Origin of the sequence: Salipaludibacillus daqingensis (genome assembly GCF_029891575.1) — a bacterium.
Classification (GTDB): Bacteria; Bacillota; Bacilli; order Bacillales; family Salisediminibacteriaceae; genus Salipaludibacillus; species Salipaludibacillus daqingensis.
Window position 1 is genome coordinate 344,979 of sequence record NZ_JARZHF010000003.1, and the last position, 21,554, is coordinate 366,532.

Genomic DNA, 21,554 nt, shown 5'->3' on the forward strand with positions numbered 1-21,554 from the left:
CCTTTATCATTAAGTTATACTCATTCACTAAACTAAGTTAAGGGGGAAACAACGAATGGAAAAGAAAGCGTTTAAAGGATTATTAGCATTATCAATCGCCTCTCTAGTCACGTTAGCCGCATGTGGCGGTGGAAATTCTAATGATGAAAATGAAGCTACAGGTGCAACAGACTCGGAACATAACGTCAACGAAGAACCTAAAGAAGAGGTCACTCTTGATTTCATGCACTTATGGCCATGGGGTAGTTTAGATATTTATAACAAAGTCGTCAATCAGATTATTGATGAGTTTGAAGAAATAAATCCTCACATCACGGTTGAACTGGAACTTCTGGAGAACGAGCAATATAAGAATAAACTGCAAGTCATATCTTCATCAAATCAACTTCCAGATGTCGGCATGACATGGCCAGCAGGATTTATGGAGCCTTACGTAAATGGGGAAATGTTCACTCCACTAGATGACATTCTCGATGATGGGCTTCGTGATGACTTTGTCACTGGTACACTCGAAGCTTACGAAATGAACGGAAACTCTTATGCTCTTCCATTAGAATTAAACATTGCACCTGTTTTTTACAATCAAGCAATGTTTGAGGAATACGGACTTGAAGTTCCTGAAACATATGATGATTTTCTTCATGTCATTGATACATTTGTTGAAAATGATATAGCTCCAATTGCTCTTGGTAACCGTGATCGTTGGACCGGTTCCCTTTGGTACATGTATTTAGCTGATAGAATCGGTGGCGCTGACGCTCTCAATTCTGCCATCGATCGCAGTGGTTCATTTGAAGATGAACGTTTAATAGAAGCTGCGGAAAAAATTCAAGATATGGTCGACCGTGAAGCATTTATCCGTGGGCTCAACGGCCTCTCAGATCAAGAAGCTAAGTCAGAGTTTATGAACAGTAATGCCGCAATGTACTTAATCGGCTCATGGGATCTTCCAAACTATACGACGAATGAAGAAGTTTCTCAGGAATTCCGTGATAACGTAGGCTTCTTTAAGTTTCCTGTTGTTGAAGGCGGAGAAGGCGATATTAACAGCTGGGTAGGTGGACCTGGGGTCGGTCTTTTCGTTGCTGAAAACTCTGATGTCAAAGACGAAGCAAAAGAATTTGTTAAATACTTCGTTCAGGAATGGGACAAGATTTCTGTAGAGGAAGCGGGAGTAATCCCCGGAACTCAGGTTGATACGAGTCAAGTAGATCTTCCTGACCTATTTATTGAAGTTCTCGACGAATTAAACAATGCATCTGATATTACGTTATTTGCTGATGTGCAGATGAGCCCCGCTGTGGCAGAAACTCACCTTAATATGATTCAAACATTGTTCGGAGGTGAAGTATCACCTGAGGACTTTGCCAAAGAACATGAAGAAGCGCTTTCTGCTGAAGACTAATACCAGTAAGGAAGGGCATAACTTCGCAGAGGCTATGCCCTTTCGTATGTTTACACATCGCAGAAAGGGGAGCTAATAATGAATAAAATAATGTCAGATAAAATGATCATCGCCCTCTACACGCTTCCTGCTCTTATGCTTATTCTCGTACTCATTTATGTTCCAATCGTTTTAACTGGATATTACGGTTTAATGGACTGGGATGGCATAGGTCAGATGACGTTTATAGGGTTGGAAAACTATCGTGTATTAATGACGGATAGTATGTTTTGGAGAAGTGCTTATCACTCATTACTTCTTGCTGTCTTCTCTGTTTTAAGTCTCATTATTTACCTTGCAGTATCTGTTGTACTATCCGCAAATATTCGTGGTGCTGATATTTTCCGAAAAGTATATTTGATTCCAATGTTGCTTTCTTCTGTAGCAATTGCACAACTTTGGATGCGCATTTATCATCCATCAAATGGGGTAATGAACCGATTTTTAATGTCTATTGGCATCGATAACCCACCACTATGGCTTTCTGATACAAATATCGTCCTATTTGCAATCTTTGTACCAATTTTATGGCAATATGCAGGCTTTTATATCATCATTTACTATGCTGCGTTAAAAAATATCCCTAAAGAACTTGTTGAAGCAGCAAAAATTGATGGAGCCACACCGCTGCAAATCGCGTATAAAATTAAACTACCGCTTATTTCAGGCATCATTAAAGTAACAATTGTGCTCGCGGTCATTGGATCGTTAAAGTATTTCGACCTTATTTATGTTATGACAGACGGCGGTCCTAGCGGTGCCAGTGAAGTGATGGCATCCTACATGTACAAATTGGCTTTCCGTACCAATGATTTTGGTTATGGTAGTGCTATAGGTTTCTTCTTATTAGTGTTGATACTACTAGTTACCTACTTTATCCGAAAACTAACAGCTTCAAAAGACGATAATGTCCAGTATTAAAAAAGGAGGATAGTCATATGTCACAGCAAAACTCAATAGTCGGTGCTGAAAAAGGAATTAGAAAAAAAATAACGCACGGCTTTCTGTATATTTTGTTAATCATCATTGCTGCTGTTCAAATACTTCCTCTGGTCTGGCTCTTCCTCTTTTCATTGAAGGACAACCAAGAAGTGTTTAACTTACCACCACTAGCTTTACCACAAGATCCAAAGTGGGGAAATTACGTTACAGTCTGGACAGAAGGAAATATCGGTGTCTACTTTCTTAACAGTGTGATTGTCACAGGATCAGCAGTCTTACTTACCGTGCTCCTGGCTAGTTTTGTAACGTTCGCTATTACACGTATGAATTGGAAACTGAACAAACTGGTGCTTGGCCTATTTATGGTAGGTTTAATGATTCCAGTGCATTCAACACTGATACCGTTATTCAACTTTTATTTAAATATCGGCTTAATGAATCACCCGCTGTCGATTATTTTAACCTACACAGCGTTCAATTTGCCGTTAACAATCATGATTCTGCTTGGTTTTTACTATACGATTCCGCGAGAGCTTGAAGAGGCAGCCATCATGGACGGCTGCTCGGTGCACCGGATGTTCTTCCGGATTATCCTGCCGGTTACAGCACCTGTTGTTGCCACCACAGCTATCATCAACATGATCTACAACTGGAATGAGTTTGTTTTTGTTAACACATTCATTAGTTCCGACAAATACAAAACGCTTACCGTTGGGATTCAGAATTTTATCGGGCAGTATTCAGCCGACTGGGGAGCTATTGGTTCTACACTTGTCATTAGTATCTTGCCAATATTACTTGCATTTGTTGTTCTAAGCAACAGTATCGTGGAAGGAATCACATCAGGATCCGTTAAAGGGTGATCTATTATTTTTCCTTTAAATCTTAGAAAATGAGGTGCTTTACTAATGAATATTATTCAAAACCCTGTATTAACAGGCTTCCATCCAGATCCGTCGATTTTAAGGGTGGGGAATGATTACTATATTGCCACGTCCACGTTTGAATGGTTCCCTGGTGTGCGGATCCATCATTCAAGGGACTTGAAAAACTGGCGCTTTGCCGCGAGCCCTTTAACGAGGAAATCCCAGCTTGACATGAAAGGAAATATGAATTCCGGCGGTGTCTGGGCTCCTTGCCTCAGCTACCATGACAGCATGTTCTACCTTATCTACACCGATGTGAAAGAGTGGCACGGTGCCTATAAAGATGCTCATAACTATCTTGTCACGGCTGAAAATATCGAAGGTCCGTGGTCCGAACCCGTTTATTTAAACAGCAGCGGTTTCGACCCATCTCTGTTCCATGACGACGACGGGCGCAAATGGTTGGTCAATATGATCTGGGATCACCGAAAAAAGACCCATCCTTTTGCGGGCATCGTACTTCAAGAATACTCCGCAAAAGAACAGAAACTCGTGGGTGTCGTCAAAAATATCTATAAAGGAACGGATATTAAATTGACCGAAGGACCTCACCTGTATAAAAAAGACGACTGGTATTATTTAGTCGTAGCTGAAGGCGGCACCCAATACGAACACGCGGCGACCCTGGCCCGTTCAAAAACGATTGACGGACCATATGAAACAGATCCTGATTACCCTTTTATCACATCGGATGGCAAGCCGGAACTAGGCTTACAGAAAGCCGGCCACGGTAGCTTCGTCGAAACGCAAAAAGGCGAATGGTACTTCGCCCACTTGTGCAGCAGGCCTTTAAACGGTCAGTATTGCACACTCGGCCGTGAAACAGCGATTCAGAAAGTAGTATGGACGGAGGATGGCTGGCTCCGGATGGAAGACGGACGCAACAGTCCATTGGACACTGCAACGGCCCCTGAATTGCCTGAGCACCCTTTTGAGCCGGAACCGGAGAAGGATGACTTTGACGGGAGCGACCTTCACCATGCATGGAACTCTTTAAGGATTCCCACTGATCCTTCATGGTGCTCGCTGGAAGAACGGCCAGGTTACCTACGGCTGAAAGGAATGGAGTCGCTGTCTTCCCTTCACAGCCAGAGTCTGATTGCCCGCCGACAGACAGCTTTTGAGTGTGAGTTTGAAACTAAACTGGACTATGATCCGGAGTATTATCAGCACATGGCCGGTTTAGTCATCTATTATGACACGAAAGACCACGTGTATCTGCATGTGACGTATGATGAAAAACACGGTAAGGCTCTTCAAATCATTCGTACAAAGAGTGGAGAATATGATGAACTGCTTGATGAACCGATTCCCATTAAACCAAAAGGAAGCCTCTATTTCCGTGGAGTGATCAATCATGAGAAAGCGGAGCTTTATTATAAGGAAGATGCCGACGAGGACTGGATGTCGATCGGTCCTGAACTGGATGTGAGGCACATGTCTGATGATTCCGCTTCTAAGACTCTCACTTCTGATGAATCAGAGCCTGAAGTTCGATTTACCGGTACTTTCGTCGGTATGGCCACACAGGATTTGAGCGGCATGCGCAAACCAGCAGACTTTGATTATTTTATCTATAAAGAGAAGCCATAAACAAATAGGAGTGAGCGATGATGCGAATGCGTTGGATGTCGAGTCCATTTTATAAGATAAGTGACTGGTTTATGAAGCTTGCTTTATTAAACTTTTTCTGGGCAATCTTTACGTTCCTTGGGTTCGTCGTTTTTGGACTATTCCCTTCTACAGTAGCAATGTTTACTGTGTTACGGCGTATGGTTCAAAGTCAGGATGAAACTTTCAACTCATATGGCGTGTTTCAAGAATTCTTCCAAACGTGGAAAAAAGAATTTTTCACATCCAATCGATTTGGTTTGATTTTTATTAGCGTAGGTTGGCTACTTTGGTTTAATGCTTCCCTTATCCTATTATTTGAGGGGATTCCATTAACAATCATGTTAACCGCAATGATTGGAACAAGTGTCTTTTTCATCGTCGCTCTTCTATTTTGGTTTCCTGTATACGTTCAATTCCAATTATCATGGACAAATTACTTGAAAGTAGCTTTGCTTCTCCCATTTACAGACTTTCGAACTTCCCTGATAAGTATTTTCGGCGCCATCAGCTTTGGAATGATTGTCTACTCCTTTCCAGTTTTCGCGATCTTTTTTGGAATAAGTGGGTTAGGTTGGATTATTATGAAAGCATCTAACTACTCCTTCGAAAAGATGAAAGTTCGACATGCATAAAGGTTATTTTGCATTACGTTCATGACCTTATTGCGTGCTTACCATAGTTTGTGGTGCTCTCCCCCATTAATTTCGAATCGGCTCTTTTATCCATAACAAAAAGTCGACTTCTTATCATTCTAAGAAGTCGACTTTTTGTGTCCACTACACTCTTTTTTTCTTGAAATATACCATTCCACCAGCAATTCCTACAATCAGCAGGAATGAAGTCCCAATTGCAAAGGGATTGAATGCACTTAAAATGGTATTACCTTCTTCTTCACTTGCTAATTCATAGGCTCTCACATATTCCACTTGCACTTGACCTGGAAAATCAGTAGACTCGTCTGGGTCGCCATCGTACCAGCCACCAATAGCCAAATTTAAGATAAGGTGAAATTCTTGATCAAACGGGGCAGGAAAATCATGCACTTCAGATCCATCTTCATTTGTCGAACTCCAATCATTGGCTGTTTGAAATAATTCGTCATTCACATACCAACGAATTTCTCCCGGTTCCCATTCAACACTGTACACATTATAATCTGTAATATCTTGTCCCTCTGGGAAATCATAATCTTTAGCCGTATAAGTATTATTTGGCCATTCCCCACCATAATGAATCGCCCCACCGATATGATTAGGTTTTCCTCCAGCTGCTTCCATAATATCAATTTCACCTGAAGCAGGCCAATTCCCATACACATCATCTTCTGGCATCATCCAAAAAGCTGGCCAATACCCCTGTCCTTTAGGCAAAGCCATTTTCGCTTCGAATTTACCAAACTTTTGACTAAACTTTCCTTGAGACTGAATTTTTCCTGACGTAAAGTCGAATGTCCCTTTATCATCAGAAACGGTCTCTTCTCTTCCTTCTAAAACTAATGTGCCATTATCTACAATCACGTTATCTTCTTGATATGATTGAAGTTCTTCATTTCCCCATCCTTCTACCCAATTACCTTCTGCGTCATAAAAGCCATTCCCTGTATCGATTGTCCATTTATCTGTATCTAATTCCGTACCTTCAAAATTATCTTCCCAAGTTAATTTCCAATCATTATTATCTACATTAGTATCTTCCTCATTATTATTCTCTGCAGCGCTGCTAATAACACCGACTGACATCAACAACAAGAATAACAAAATAAACACGAGACTTTTTCTTACCATATAACTACCTCCGACTCTTACTCCCTTTACCTGGATATTATCTGAAAACTCTTCGCTCAACTCGGTTAATGACTTCCTGCCATTCTTCTTCTGGATCTGCTCCATCGTAGACATTATCTAACCCAATAAGGATTTCTTCATTCACATCTTCGAAGAGTGATCCTTTATGAACATACTCTACTTCCAAGGCCGCTTCTGCAAATAATTCTGCAACATTTTCCCCGCCGTAATGATCATTCATCTTTTTTGTGAAATCAGGATCATCATAAGCTTCTGGCGTCGAAGGGAACGTGCCTCTTTCTTCAAAAGATTTCATTTGTTGCTCTGGAGCTACCAGCCACGTCAGAAATTCATAAGCCTCTTCTGGGTAGTCTGTCTCTTCCGGAATAGTGAGCCAAGATCCTCCCCAATTTCCAGATCCTTCTGGAATGTGGGCAACTCGCCAGTTCGTATCATCTGGTGCATATTCTTTAATCGTCTCACTCATCCATACTGGACCTAATAACGTTGCGAAATTGCCTTCTTGAATTCCATTTCTCCACTCTCTAGACCACATTCCAATATTATCGATGTACCCTTCCTCGATCCATTGTGACGTATCATCATAAGCTTGTTTCATGTATGGAGAAGACTCAATCATAAGTTCGCCTTGTTCATTAAAATATTGTTCAGAAGCTTGGTCCCGCTTCGCTTTAAATACTGGCTCCGAATTATCGACCATCTTCTTTCCAGTCTTAGCTAAAATAGTCTCTGCCGCTTGACGATAATCTTCCCACGTCTGCAGCAATTCTTCCACTTCTCCTGATTCAGATGGTAGTCCTGCCTCTTCAAACACATCTGCTCGGTAATACATTACAGTAGGTTCAATATCTGTTGGAACACCAAGTAAAAAGTCTCCGTCTACGCTTGAACCAATCTCCCAAGCCCAATCAAGATAGTCAGCTTCTAGGTCAGCCGCGCCCAAATCGTATAAATTAATAAATTTATCTTCTGCCCTTTTATAAGAGTCAATTTCAGAGACTTCAATTGCGGCGATATCTGGGGCACCTGCGCCTGCAGATAATGCTGTAAATAGACTCGTATGATGATCTTCCATATCCAGCTGTTGAATAGTTATGGTGACATTTGGATTTTCTTCTGTGTATTCCTCAATTAATGAATCGTAATTTGCACCGAACGTCCAAAAGGACAATTCCACTTCGCTTTCTTCAGACCCTATACTGGTTTGGTCATTCCCTTCATCTTCGGCACCTTTTCCAGCATTTCCGCTATCAATGCCATCATTGCTACTGCACCCAACGACAATCAATGCCATTACAAGTAGCGCGGATAGTAAACGGTGTTCTTTCATAATTTACTTCCCCTTTGACCTGCTATACTCCCATAAAGAATATGGTACGTTCATTTTAGCTGATCCCTGACATTTTATTCAACAGATCATATTACCTTACATATTTGCAGATATGTAAGGTGAAAAAGTACCATCAAGGAATCAGTGTTAGGGAGATTGATTCTTCCATCTCCCTAACGTTTTCATCCAACTTAAGAATCTACTTTAAACCTTCCCACTACTGCAAATGAACAGTCATTTTTTGAATCTTACCTTCTCGAAGAGCTTTTGCATGACTTCCAACTAATTCTCCACCGTTCACCTCGAAAGTATCACCATTTTCGTAAGTAATGACGAAACGTGTTGGCACAACTGCATCTTCACCAAAGGTATGTTTTCGCTGTGGATTCGTATAAGTGACCTTGCACGTTCCAAACAACGTAAATGTTACTTCATTCGCTTCTGTAAACATCCAATCTGCTAAGACGGGCGATAATCGGAGCACTAATTGATCTTTTTCTACCGTAAATGGTTTTTGGCCAGCCATCATCACCATCCACATGTTCATAAATTCAATCGTCGATCCACTTAAGCGGGCAACAAATCCCCGTCCGTGCAACGCCGGATTCGGATTGGCTGAGCTCGCAATGAACGAGGAGTTCTCGAGCGTACTTCTTCCATAGACAGAAGGATCAAGAAATGGAATCAACGCGTGTTGCATGTCCTCATAAAATTCTTCTGCCAAACCAGATTTCAACACTTCAAGCAAGTATTTGTATTCCATATGCAAAAATATTGACTCGTTTTCTAGCCATCCCGGTGTAAACGACTTGGCACGACCTAATTCCAACGGCTCGTTTTCAATTGGCATCGATGTTTTGTACATTTTCAACTTCCGATCATAAATAGCAGATTCCTTGACTTGATCGTATATTTTTTTCGCTGCCGATTTATTAGGTGAAATCTTTAATGACTTCACAATCCCCTCTAAGAAAGGTGTCACAGGCACAGGTTTCCAGTCGATCTCATTCATAAGACCACTTTTTACTCCAGCTCCTGAGGCATGAAAATAAAAATAAGTTGGAGGTAAAGAACCGTAGTCTGCTAATCTTTCTATCCCTTTCGTCACTCTTGATTTCAGTGCCGTTAATGCTTCATGCACTTCTTCCATAGACAAGACCGTTTCTTTACCTGAAATGCCGTTTCGAATCTTTTCACGGTAACCTTCTCTTAAGGTCGTTACTTCATTCCAATAAGCAGTTTCTGCTTTTGCAGCTGCAGGGTCCAATTTGTGTATTTGACTCAACACTCCGTCGAGGAATTCTCCCGCTTCTTCAGGTAGATAAATTGTCTGTTGACCGTCTACGTCCTGTAGCTGTTCTATTAACCTGTATAACTCCATTAACTCAGATGTACTTGCTCCAAACATCCCCGGCAAGCCGTTTAAGGAATCGTTCCACCCTGGTTTACCCGCTTCCATTTCAACTCCTAAACCATATGGGGCAAGCGTCGATGTTTTTACTAATGCGAGAAGAAGCAGCTTGGAATATAAATTCGTTTCATACACGTCTCCCTTACCGTAATTACCTTTCAACCAGTTGGATCCACTATCACTTGCGTTCGTTTCTTCTTCTTCCACCGCGTTGTATTGTCGTAGCTGATCGCCTTTTCCTTTGTACTTATGTTGGCGAGGCTGAACCGATGCTGGGCTTTGGAAAAATGCGAAAGATCGATTAAAGTAGAATTCTTCTTTATCGTCAGGATAAACGGATAGAAAACTTTCAATCAAGTCTAAATTGTATGTCCAATGATCAACCCAGTATCCTTCACCGAATTCTGCTTCGTAATGCTCCTTGGCCTCTAGTAAAACCGTTGTGAGAAACTCATCAAATGACGTTTGTAACTGAATACCTTTATCAGATAAATAATGCTTTAACTCTCCTGGTGTAAAGGAATCTTCGAAAAAGTTCTTTAATACGTCAATCTGCTGTTGTTCAACATAGGAAGATAAATCGATTGCAGATGTATCTTTTAGTTGAAAGCGAACACCCTTCACCGCTAACGGATTATAACCGTCCAACTGGATCAAATTCATAAATTGCTTCACATTACTATCGTAAACGTGTGGTTCGAAAAAGACATCACACCGACGATTTTGATTAATATCCCGATAGTTCCCGTTCCCTTGAGAATAGAACGTAGGACTAATTGAAAAGAAGTTATAGTCTCTCTCTAAATCACCATGTTTTCTTGAATATAAATAATAGACTTTACTTTCTTCTTTATTTTTAAAGACAAACGGAAATCCTCCGCGCAAACCATTATCGAGGAAGCTCTGTCTGCTGTATGCATCGAATAACGGCTGTCCAGTTACAGATTCAATCGGCTTCGTTAGTTCTCTTGTAATGGATTGAGCCCCTTCCTTTTGTTCAACCAAGAAATCAAATGTAAGTTGAGACTTTACAAAAGACTGAACCGCATCCAGATTTCGCCCATGCCCAATGACGGAGAACAATACCGATTCTTCTCCTTCTTTCAGGTCACACTGAATGGGAGTAAATCCGCAAGATACCTTGTTCGTTGTATACTGTTTCTCATTAGCCAGTTCCCTTACTGAGGAATGAATGAAATTCTCAGGCATCTGTAAAGAAGTATCTGAACCAAAAATTACATCCCGGTCCACAATAGGCGTCATAACTGTCTCTTGGCCATTATGTGAAAACAAACTAAAGTAAAAATTCCCCTCTGTGATTTCATTCACTTCAGCTGTATCTTCCATACTTCCTCTCAATGTATAAAACGGAACCCGCTCGTCTAAATTGTATACGTCGAACCAGCTTTTCAACGTATTTCCTAACTCTTTATATGGGGTATTAGCTACTCCACTAGGTAATATAGCTGGCATACCATCTAGAATTTCAAACGTTTTCGTTTGGTTGGAAATATTTTTAAATTCAACGTGACGAATTAAGCCGCTGACAGGTGAATGAGCCAGAATAAAGTAACTGACATTCATGGAGAAACCAACATGCTGATTGACGTAATGAAGTTGCAACATATTTTCCGAAATTGTCATCGTTTCAGTGATACCCTCTTCATTCGCCCCCTTAGAAGCAAATGGTTCGATCACTTTTGTTCCTTCTGAGTCCTCAACTTTTACAAATGTTCGGAACCCTTGAACGTGAACCATTTGATAGGATTTGTCTGCCGGAAAGAATTCCATCATCGCATGATTTTTGTCTTGTATACCAAAGCTTGCAATTCCTTGGCCTCTATTCACATAAAAGGCCCACATAGGAATGCCTGTCAGTCCAGCAATTCCAGGTAGAAAGCTGGAAAAAGGTTTTTGAGATTGATAATTTTTAATTTCAAATGAGTGGTCTTTTTTTAGCTGATACATTTTGAAGCCTCCGTAATCATTTTTTGTTATAAATATCGTTTAGTAAAGGGGAATGTAATATACGGTTTAGCAAGGTCTAAAACAAAAACAGGCAGCTGAGTAAACTACCTGTTTTATGAATATAACCATATAATAGAAAAAGTTAATGATTTAACCGTAACCTTTTTATTTCACAGCACCATCGGTGATACTCTTAATAAATAACTTGTTAAATAGTAAGAATATAACGATCAGTGGAACCGTCGCCCAGAATGTTCCCGATAAAATCATACCGTAGTCTCTTACTCTGTCATCCATTAAAGATCGCAACGCAACTTGAATCGTATGCATGGATTGATCTTGTAACACGACCAACGGCCATAAATAGTCTCCCCAAATTGCCATGAAGACAATGATCCCTAATGTTGCAAAGGCTGGAAGAATGGTTGGAACAATGATATTCCAATATATTCTGAAATTGCTACAGCCATCAATTCTAGCTGCTTCAATAATCGAATCAGGTACAGCACTAGCTATATACTGCCTCATCCAGAAAATCCCGAATGCGTTCATTAATCCAGGTACGATAACCGCCCGTAAATCACTCAGCCATCCCAACTGGGTAATGATAAAGTAAGTCGGAATAAGACCTAGCTGCGGAGGGATCATCATCGTTCCTAATATGAAAACAAATAACAAAGTTCTTCCTTTGAATTCCAATTTCGCAAAAGCAAACCCTGCAAGGGAGCATAAAATTAACACACCTACCGTAATGGTACTTGAAACGATCAGAGAGTTCAGCATAGCACCCCAGAACGGAATACTATCTAGAACAAGTTGGAAGTTCGCCGCCATGTTAGATCCGGGAATCATAACCGGAGGAGTCTGATTGATCATGCTATTCGGATTCGTAGCCATAACAAACATCCAGTAAAAAGGAAATAGTGATCCCAAGGAAACTATTACTAAGCCTAAGTAGACTAAATACTTTGCAATTGGTGCTTTATTCTTGTTAGTTTCCATTATTTAACACCTACCTTTTTCGAACGTCCGATCCGATTCGCAAAATATAAATTTAAACTAGAGAAAATAATGATGATAAAGAACAAGACAATCGCTGTTGCCGACGCCGTTCCAAAGAAGTTACTTCCGAATGCATCTCTATATAGATACAATACGATACTCATACCTTCAGGTCTTCCTGCTCGCCCTTGGAAAATATGTGGCTCAGCGAAGATCTGAAGTGCCCCAATTGTAGATGTGAACACAGTAAAGATAATAAAAGGTTTCAACATCGGAATTGTAATATGCCAAATTTGTTGTCTTAGACTAGCTCCATCGATCTTAGATGCCTCATACAAATCATTTGGAATACTTTGCATGCCAGCTAAATAAATAATCGTGTTATAACCTACCCATCGCCAAAAGATCATCGTTGAAATGGCTACTTTCGTTCCCCATTCAGCTCTCGTCCAAGTAATCGGTTCAACACCGAACATGCCTAGGAGAGCATTTACAAGCCCTGATTCCTGGTTACTGAAAATGACACTAAAAACAATTGCAACAGCTACGATTGACGTAACATATGGTAAGAATATAGCCAGTCTGAAAACACTTTTATATTTAATTAATACGGAGTTTAATGCAAAAGCAAGTAATAATGCCACAATTAGCTGAGGAGCTGTCCCCATCAAACCGATAATGATTGTATTATATAAAGACTTCCAAAAGAGAGGGTCATTGAAAATAATATTAAAATTATTAAATCCGACATACTCCATGTCCCCAAGTCCGTCCCATCTGAAGAAAGCTAAATAAAAGCTATATAAGATTGGGAATATCCCAAAGACGGCAAACAGTAAATAGAAAGGAGAGATAAACATATATCCTGAGGCCATGTTTCTTTGTTTTTGAGAAAACGTCCTCTTTTTCGGTTTTTGGGGTTCTTTATTCGAACCTGACATTGTGTTATTATCATCTGATTTATCTGTATCTCGTTGTAATCCAGCCATTTCGATCCTCCTAATAATGGTAGTGTCGCTAAAGAGGACATACCTTTTCAATCCCTAGTACACTACTTTATGATATAGCTTTCAATTGACCACTATTCACTCTCAAAAACACCTTCCCCAGTCGTCTAAAGTGGGCTTCTTAGAGTTATTGAAATCATTTAAAATGAAAGCCATATATGGCAATATAGTAAACGGAGTTTAAAATAGTCATTGCCATAGACATTATGAAAAATAATAATTTAATTTCTATTCTGATATATAGGCTCTGTTAAACGTTCTGTTGATGATGAAGAGTATTATCTTACAAGGGCTTCGTTAGATTATATCCTCTTCCTTTCCATGGTCAAAAGGGAAAGTATCAAACTATATATTAAGAAAATATCTATTATTATTTAACAGCGCCAATATATAGAATAACCGTTTACTCAAGTATAAAATGAATTGCGGGTATGGTATGTTCACCATACCCGCTTAAACATGTCTACTTAACGGTTAATACGCTGTTCAATTCGACTAAGAACATCTTCCCATTCTTCTTCAGGATCAATGCCATCATATACATTATCTAATCCAGCAAGAATTTCAGAGTTAACATCTCCGTATTGAGGACCTTTATGAACATGTTCACCTTCAAGAGCTGAGTCTGCGAACACTTGAGCAGTGTTTTGACCACCAAAGTATTCATCAGAGTATTCATTAAACTCAGGCATATCATATACTGAAGGAGCCGAAGGGAATAATCCCATGTTTTCGAAGGCTTTAAGCTGTTGTTCAGGAGCAAGGAGCCAAGTCAAAAACTCATAAGCTTCTTCTGCATAGTCAGATTCTGCAGGGATCGTTACATACGAACCTCCCCAGTTTCCTCCACCTTCTGGCATTGCCGCTACTCTCCACTCAGTTGCATCCGGTGCATTTCCTTTAATAACACCTTGCATCCACGCTGGAGCTAATAACGTAGCAAAGTCTCCGTCTGCCATTCCAGCGCCCCATTCAGGTGTCCACATACCGAAATTATCAATGTGTCCATTCTCAATCATTTCTGAAGTTTGAAAGAATGCTTCTTCTACATATGGAGAATCTTCCAAAATCAATTCATCTTCTTCATTAAAATATGCTTCAGGCGCCTGATCTCTTTTCGCATTGAAAACAGTTTCAGGATTTTCTGCCATTGGTTTTCCAGTCTCGTCTAAGATCGTTTGGGCCACTTCTTTGTAATCATCCCAAGTACTAATTAACTCTTCCACTTCTTCAGGTTCAGAAGGAAGTCCTGCTTCTTCAAACACATCAGCACGGTAAAACATTACAGTAGGTCCAATATCAGTCGGTATACCGAATAAGAAATCACCATCTACACTTTCTCCGTTTTCCCATGTCCAATCTAAGAAGTCACCTTCGATTTCTTCTGCTCCTAAATCATACAAATTCACGAAACGGTCTTGAGCATCTTTATAACCATCAATCTCTGAAACTTCGACTGCAGCCATATCTGGTGCACCACTTCCTGCTGATAAAGCAGTGAATAAGTTGTTATGGTGGTCACCCATTTCAATTTCCTGGAAGTTAATGCTCACATTAGGATTTTCTTCGATATATTCTTCTGCCAATTCAGGATAACCTGTGGCACCAAATAACCAGAAGGATAATTCTACATCTGCATCATCTGATCCTACTTCAGTAATCTCTACGTCTTCATCTTCTTCATTTACTGCTGCTGCTTCATTATTGTTTCCGTTGTTTCCGTTGTTCTCGTTGTCTCCATCATTTCCATTGTTATTATCGCCACAACCAACTGCGATCAACGTGAAAGCTAAAAGAGATGAAATTAAACCAAACTTTCTTTTCATTAGTAAATCCCCCTATAAATAAATTATTTAACAATCAAAAGCACTTAAATAGTAACTATCTGTAACGATCGTTAAATGGTCACCTCCCAAAATTAATATAAAATAGCCTTCTTATTATGTGGTACTACTTGCCAACTAATTAAAACTAAAGCGGTTTCGTAAACTTCATAATAAAAAACTTGCGTTAACAAGACTTGATTAATTCTATAAAACTTTTAAGTAGTGAAAACAATTAACTAAATCGGTTTCGTAATGCCATTGTATACTTGAATTTTAAGAATGTCAACGCTTTCTTTTGATTTTTCTTAACATTTATTTTAATTTTTTTGCAACCCTAATTTCATGGAGTTCCTTTCCACAACGGCCATGATGATATAGGCCATGACACTAACTGAAAAAAATAAATACAAGACTGGCACTTGAAAAATAAGATAATGAAAAGCAACAAAACTAACGATAATCGATATCGTAAGAACTGGGGATGTAAAAGCATAAATTAAAGAATATTTCATTGTTGCCCATGTTTTTAAATTAAGTTGAACTAATAAAGGAAAACTAAAAACGATCACCATGACATATAACATGAAAACAAATCCGCCTATTCCTAACAATACAGGAGCAAACACATTATCTAACCTGAAAATAAAGTAAAAATCAACGTACAAAATAAAGCCTATAACAAGAAGAATCAACCATAACGTATTAGCACGAATAAATGTCTCTTTATACACTTGCCAGAAAAGAGAAACGATCGTCCCTTTTGTTTGCTCTTGTCTCATCCATGTCTGAATCACACCGTATGCTGCTGTTGTTGCAGGAGCTACGCCAAAAATAATTAAACCTAATATTGAGAAAAATAGCCACAGAATATTGAGGATAGAGAACCTATAAATCCACAATGTCAAAACTTCTAATTTCCCTATTAATGAACCCTGATCCATAGTTATTCTCCTCCCTTCCTACCTTTAAATTATTGCTTTATGCTCTTTGATTTTGTTGAGTTCCGCATGAAGCTCTTACGACTAATTCTGGTTCTATTTTAACAACTGTTGAATTAATTTCCCCTTTAATCATATCTTTCAATATATAGGCCGCCATTTTCCCTATTTTTTCTTTATCTTGCTTTACCGTTGTTAATGGCGGATCGATATGTCTTGACGCAGTAATATCATCACAACCAATGATAGAAAACTCATAAATATCTAAATGGCTTTCTTTAATTGCTTTGATTGCTCCCATTGCCATTAAATCCGATGCTGCGAAAAGTGCTTTAGGTAAATCTGGTTTATTAAGAATCTCTTTCATAGCGATATATCCACTTTCCTCGAAGAAGTCACCGAATTCGATCCAATCTTCATTAACTGGTAAGGAATACGTATTCATGACATCTTTAAATCCTTGAAATCTTTCTTTTGAAATCATCGAATCCTTTTTACCACCGATAAAACCAATTTTCCTTTGTCCAAGTAAATAAAAATGTTCCACAGCTAGGGCAGAAACTTGATTATTATCTGTCATGATATAACCTGATTTTTCTCCAGAAAGTACAATATCTACGCCAATACAAGGAATATCACTTTTATCTAAATCATAAATAGACGGCTCTACTTCTTCCCCACCGATAATAATGCAACCATCTACATTATAATGTTGGCACCGAGCTAAATAATTTTCGTCCGCTTTATTGAATTGCTCATTCGAAAAAAATAATAGGTCATACCCTTCTAAACCAATCGTTTTTTTGAAGGAACTAACAACTTCCACAAAAAACGGGTGATTAAAGTTGGCATTTATTTTCCCTGCGTAAATGACTCCGATTACTTTTGTTACTTTTCGAGCTAAAGATTGAGCTGAATAAGATGGTCGATAACCATATTCGTCCATGATTGCTAACACTCTTTTTTTCGTTTTCAATCCTACATCATCATAGTTATTAATTATTTTTGACACAGTTGCTTGTGATACGCCAGCTAATTTAGCAATTTCTTTAATGGTCATTTTCATTTGGGCTCTCCTCTTATAAAATGTTCTAATACCTACACGATAATTAATTCCCCACTTGTCGATTTCATTGAGGGTATCCTTATCATATCAATGAGAACAACTTCAAACAATCGAATTTACGAATAAGTTTCGTAAACATAGTACTACTTTACTTCATTAAGAACAATATTGTGAAATTTAATTTTTTTCATAGACGCTTAAAAATTCAGTAAGTTTTTTAAGCGCTTTCAGTTTATGTTTTGATAAGAAAGATCAATAAAATTTTGTACACCACGAATCTTCTATAAAAGAGCTTTGACAAAGTATCAGATTAATAATATAATTTAACGAAAGCGGTTTCGTTTATTTAAAGTCTACTTCTTAGCTCTCTAATTGTCAACCGAATATTTTCAGAAAATTTGATTCTGTTATTGCTCAATGTTATTTTGAAAAAATCATAGCTCTCGTCCTGAAGACAAGTCCCGAGTGTTTATTGAAAAACTATCTGTGAATTTCCTACAGTGGCTTTCGATTTTTCTTGAATCAATACTTTGCTTTAACACAGCTAACTTTTAAAAGGTGTAGACATTGTTAGTTTTCAATGATCCTGAGAATCACTTAGTCGGTTTCGTGATCAAAGGAGGAATTGATATTGATGAATAAAATGCAAAGTTTATCTTGGAAATATGGTTCTGTTTTTATTATCACTGTTATCTTATTTATTTTGTCATCTTTTTTCGTTCATTTTCTTCTATCTAATACGGAAGATGAAGTAACTTACATGAATGAGACGTCAAACCATGTTCAAACCTTATCTGAAATGGAACTATTAACGCAACAAAAGTTCTTAATGTTAAGTCAATTTATGGTCAATCCCAATGACATCATGCCTCGACTATTTCAAGAAAAACACGATGAATTCCATGGTTTAGTTGATGAAATTCAACCACATCTGCAATCAGAACAAGAACAAATACTACTTGAATCCGCTCTAGAAAACGACGAAGATATAGCGAATGCTTTCTTTGGTTATGCTGACCTTTCAGAAGACGAAAAGACCGACAGATTAAATCAGCGTACCCTTGATGAAGCAGGATCGTCTTTTCAAATTAGCTCTTTTTCTTTTGGTGAATTAAGAAATATCCTCCATGGTGAAAGAAGTGCTGCTGTAGAGTCAACCTATACTAGTTTCGATCGAACAACAACCATTTTATTCTATTCTATTGTATTATCAATCATCATCGGAATAATCATGTTGTTTATTGTCAATAAAGGTGTACAAAAAAATATGCGCTCTATTCTATCATTTAGCAAGGATATATCTAACGGTAATTTATCTGGTGACAATTTATCATTGAAAGGAAATGGTGAATTTTCTCAAATTGCAAATTCTTTAAACACAATGAAGTTAGGGTTGGAGACAATTCTTAAAGAAATTTCAACTGTTTCCTCTAGCATTGACAAGCGCACGGATGAACTTGATCAAACATCTTCATTTTTAGATGTAGAAAGTAAAAAAGTTTCCGATCGACTACATGAATTGATTGCTATTGTTGAAGAACAGTCTGCTTCTCTATCAGAAATATCAGATACAAATAATCGATTTAATGAACGCATTCATACCATAGAACAATCTAGTCATGAAATGAAGAATTCTTCTTTTTCTGTTTCAGAGAGTACGCGTAATGGGATCTCATTAATGAACGATTCCGTCAAAAAAATGCAAATGATTAGTCAAACTGTCGATCATTCCACTTCAAGGGTTGATGAACTTGTTCATCATGCGAAAGAAATGACTACCTTTACAGAAAACATTAATAATATTGCTGCTAAAACGAATCTCTTAGCTATTAACGCTTCTATTGAAGCTGCTAGGGCTGGAGATCATGGGAAAGGGTTTGCCGTAGTTGCTGAAGAAATTCGACATTTATCTTCAGACGTTAACGTGTCCATTCATGAAATGAACCTTATTATCGAAGGTTTTGAGAAAGAAGCAGTAACCCTTGCCAATGAATTAAAAACATCAAGCCACAATACGCTCCATGAGCAAAAACAGATGGAAAATAATATTCATTCTCTTTTAGAAATTGAAACTTTGATTGATCAACTCGTTGCAAGGATTGATGATTCTTCCAATAGTTTATCTGCTATGGCAACGGAAAGTGGCGAAATTAACTCTTCCATTGAAGAATTGTCTCTTCTCTCGACAAAAACGACTTCTTTTATTGATGAAGCCAGTCATTCTGTTTATCAACAAAATGAAATGATCAATAAAATGAATCAACATTCTACAAATTTAAATGAAAATGTCGGATTACTTCAAACAGCGATGAGAAGGTTTTATATCACAAAAAAAGAAACAGGGGTGGATGATGAAAAAAACAAAGACAAGAAAAAGAATATGATTCGTTTATTTTTTCGTGAATGGAAACGAAAAGCTAAAAAACGAGCTTCGTAATATGTAAATGGAGCTTATAGGATCACCAAAATAGAAATCGTTACCATTCATGGATATGACGAAATTCATATGAAATCACCATCTTCTTCTTTAGAAGATCATCGGTGTTTACAAAGCCCAAATTATTTGTATGATTCGTTTTGACAAAGCGCCTTAAATCCATTATACTTTTCACGAAACCGATTTCGTATTTGGTCTATAAAGTCTTACATTTTCATTATAGGTTCGTCGTTGAAAAATATATGAGATCCTTCTGGAAGCGAGTTTGATTTTCAAAGTAAACAACTGACTTTAGCTAAGTCTAGTATTAAATAAAGCAACTAATAAAAACGTCTGAACTCGTTTTTAAAATTATAAAATAAATGGGGAGAGGATCAACAATGTTTCATAAGAACGTTCAACCATTTCCGGAAAACTTTTTATGGGGATCTGCATCAGCAGCTTATCAAATTGAGGGCGCGTGGGATCAAGACGGAAAAGGCCCATCTGTCTGGGATATTTACACAAAACAAGAAGGCACTACTTACAAAAATACGAATGGTGACATTGCCGTAGATCATTACAATCGTATGGAAGAAGACGTCAAATTAATGGTTGAAATGGGGCTTAAAGCATATCGTTTCTCCATTTCTTGGTCTCGTATTTTTCCTACTGGCAAAGGAAAAATTAATGAAACTGGTTTAGATTTTTATGATCGATTGATTGATTTATTAATAGAAAACAAGATTGAGCCAATTATTACAATCTATCACTGGGATCTTCCTCAAGCACTGATGGATGAATACGGCGGTTGGGAATCACGTGAAATCATTGAAGACTTTAATCAATACTGCGTCACACTTTTCAAACGTTATGGCGACAGAGTGAAGTATTGGGTCACATTAAATGAACAAAACATCTTTATTGGTCTCGGTTACCGATCAGGTATCCACCCTCCTGGCGTGAAAGATTTGAAACGAATGCATCAAGCTAATCACATTGCCTTTCTTGCCAATGCAAAAGCCATTCAGTCGTTTCGAAAATATGTAAAAAATGGTTCGATCGGTCCTAGTTTCGCCTATGGTCCCGTTTATCCTATCGATAGCCATCCGGAAAATATTCTTGCATACGAAAATGCAGAAGAAATGAATAACCATTGGTATATGGATGTTTATGCTTGGGGCGAATATCCTCAAACAACAATGAGGTACCTTGAAAAACAAGGGATAGCTCCTGTTATCGAAGACGGAGATATGACATTATTGAAAGCCGGAAAGCCGGATTTCATGGGTGTGAATTATTATCAAACAGCCACCGTTGCTAGTAATCCACTTGATGGTATTGGCGAAGGTGTCATGAACACTTCAGGAAAAAAAGGAACTTCTTCTGATTCCGGTGTTCCAGGCATGTTCCGCACGATTACCAATCCGAATCTCGAAACAACAAACTGGGACTGGGTGATTGATCCTGTTGGTTTACGCGTTGGCATGCGTCGAATTAACAACCGCTATCAACTTCCTGTATTGATTTCCGAAAACGGTTTAGGAGAGTTTGATAAGTTAGAAGAAGGAGATCAAATTAACGATGACTACCGAATTGACTATATTAATCATCATTTAGTTGAGATTCAAAAAGCTATTTCTGACGGTGTTGAGATTATTGGATATTGCACATGGTCTTTCACAGATTTATTAAGTTGGCTAAATGGTTACCAAAAACGATATGGATTTGTTTATATCGATCGAGATGAAGATGGTCCAAAGGAATTGCGTAGACTAAAGAAAAAAAGTTATTACTGGTACTCTGACGTCATCTCATCAAATGGAAACTCTCTTCATAAAAGGGAAGGTGAATAAGTA

At 38.4% G+C, this 21,554-nt stretch carries 15 protein-coding genes; 7 read left to right on the forward strand and 8 right to left on the reverse strand.

Annotation, left to right across the window (positions count from 1 at the left end):
- Window positions 1–55: 55 nt before the first annotated feature.
- The 5 genes from QDN89_RS08410 (at window position 56) to QDN89_RS08430 (ending at window position 5,558) form a co-directional block, all read left to right on the forward strand.
- Window positions 56–1,405 carry an extracellular solute-binding protein gene (locus QDN89_RS08410; RefSeq protein ID WP_280769666.1) on the forward strand — a complete coding sequence of 450 codons (1,350 nt, stop codon included), beginning with the start codon at window positions 56–58 and terminating at the stop codon, window positions 1,403–1,405.
- A gap of 78 nt (window positions 1,406–1,483) precedes the next feature.
- Entirely contained in the window at window positions 1,484–2,365 is an 882-nt protein-coding gene (locus QDN89_RS08415; RefSeq protein WP_280769667.1) for a carbohydrate ABC transporter permease, read from the forward strand.
- Between the two features lie 17 nt (window positions 2,366–2,382).
- The gene (locus QDN89_RS08420) at window positions 2,383–3,249 is read left to right on the forward strand and encodes a carbohydrate ABC transporter permease (protein WP_280769668.1); all 867 of its coding nucleotides are present in this window, start codon (window positions 2,383–2,385) and stop codon (window positions 3,247–3,249) included.
- A gap of 45 nt (window positions 3,250–3,294) precedes the next feature.
- Window positions 3,295–4,905 (forward strand): glycoside hydrolase family 43 protein, encoded by a 1,611-nt coding sequence (locus tag QDN89_RS08425; protein WP_280769669.1) that lies wholly within the window; start codon window positions 3,295–3,297, stop codon window positions 4,903–4,905.
- Window positions 4,906–4,922: 17 nt separating this feature from the next.
- Window positions 4,923–5,558 carry a YesL family protein gene (locus tag QDN89_RS08430; protein WP_280769670.1) on the forward strand — a complete coding sequence of 212 codons (636 nt, stop codon included), beginning with the start codon at window positions 4,923–4,925 and terminating at the stop codon, window positions 5,556–5,558.
- Window positions 5,559–5,702: 144 nt separating this feature from the next.
- Here the strand turns inward: QDN89_RS08430 and QDN89_RS08435 are convergent, their stop codons facing one another.
- From QDN89_RS08435 to QDN89_RS08470, 8 genes are all read right to left on the reverse strand, one after another.
- Entirely contained in the window at window positions 5,703–6,710 is a 1,008-nt protein-coding gene (locus QDN89_RS08435; RefSeq protein ID WP_280769671.1) for a glycoside hydrolase family 16 protein, read from the reverse strand.
- Window positions 6,711–6,747: 37 nt separating this feature from the next.
- Entirely contained in the window at window positions 6,748–8,061 is a 1,314-nt protein-coding gene (locus tag QDN89_RS08440; protein WP_280769672.1) for an ABC transporter substrate-binding protein, read from the reverse strand.
- Window positions 8,062–8,278: 217 nt separating this feature from the next.
- Window positions 8,279–11,440 carry a hypothetical protein gene (locus QDN89_RS08445; protein ID WP_280769673.1) on the reverse strand — a complete coding sequence of 1,054 codons (3,162 nt, stop codon included), beginning with the start codon at window positions 11,438–11,440 and terminating at the stop codon, window positions 8,279–8,281.
- Between the two features lie 165 nt (window positions 11,441–11,605).
- On the reverse strand, window positions 11,606–12,442 hold the full coding sequence (locus QDN89_RS08450) for a carbohydrate ABC transporter permease (RefSeq protein ID WP_280769674.1): 837 nt from the start codon (window positions 12,440–12,442) through the stop codon (window positions 11,606–11,608).
- Complete coding sequence (locus QDN89_RS08455; RefSeq protein ID WP_280769740.1) at window positions 12,442–13,383, reverse strand: carbohydrate ABC transporter permease; 942 nt, start codon at window positions 13,381–13,383, stop codon at window positions 12,442–12,444. Before QDN89_RS08455 ends, QDN89_RS08450 begins: the two co-directional genes overlap by 1 nt.
- Before the next feature lie 533 nt (window positions 13,384–13,916).
- A complete protein-coding gene (locus QDN89_RS08460; protein WP_280769675.1) occupies window positions 13,917–15,275 on the reverse strand; it encodes an ABC transporter substrate-binding protein in 1,359 nt (452 codons plus the stop codon).
- Window positions 15,276–15,592: 317 nt separating this feature from the next.
- On the reverse strand, window positions 15,593–16,216 hold the full coding sequence (locus QDN89_RS08465) for a YesL family protein (RefSeq protein WP_280769676.1): 624 nt from the start codon (window positions 16,214–16,216) through the stop codon (window positions 15,593–15,595).
- Window positions 16,217–16,253: 37 nt separating this feature from the next.
- Window positions 16,254–17,309: a LacI family DNA-binding transcriptional regulator gene (locus QDN89_RS08470; protein WP_280769741.1), complete on the reverse strand. Its 1,056-nt coding sequence runs from the start codon at window positions 17,307–17,309 to the stop codon at window positions 16,254–16,256.
- Window positions 17,310–17,913: 604 nt separating this feature from the next.
- Between QDN89_RS08470 and QDN89_RS08475 the strand changes: the two genes are divergently transcribed.
- Window positions 17,914–19,716, forward strand: coding sequence for a methyl-accepting chemotaxis protein (locus QDN89_RS08475; protein ID WP_280769742.1), 1,803 nt, complete (start codon window positions 17,914–17,916; stop codon window positions 19,714–19,716).
- Window positions 19,717–20,096: 380 nt separating this feature from the next.
- The gene (locus QDN89_RS08480; RefSeq protein WP_280769677.1) at window positions 20,097–21,551 is read left to right on the forward strand and encodes a glycoside hydrolase family 1 protein; all 1,455 of its coding nucleotides are present in this window, start codon (window positions 20,097–20,099) and stop codon (window positions 21,549–21,551) included.
- Window positions 21,552–21,554 lie beyond the last annotated feature (3 nt).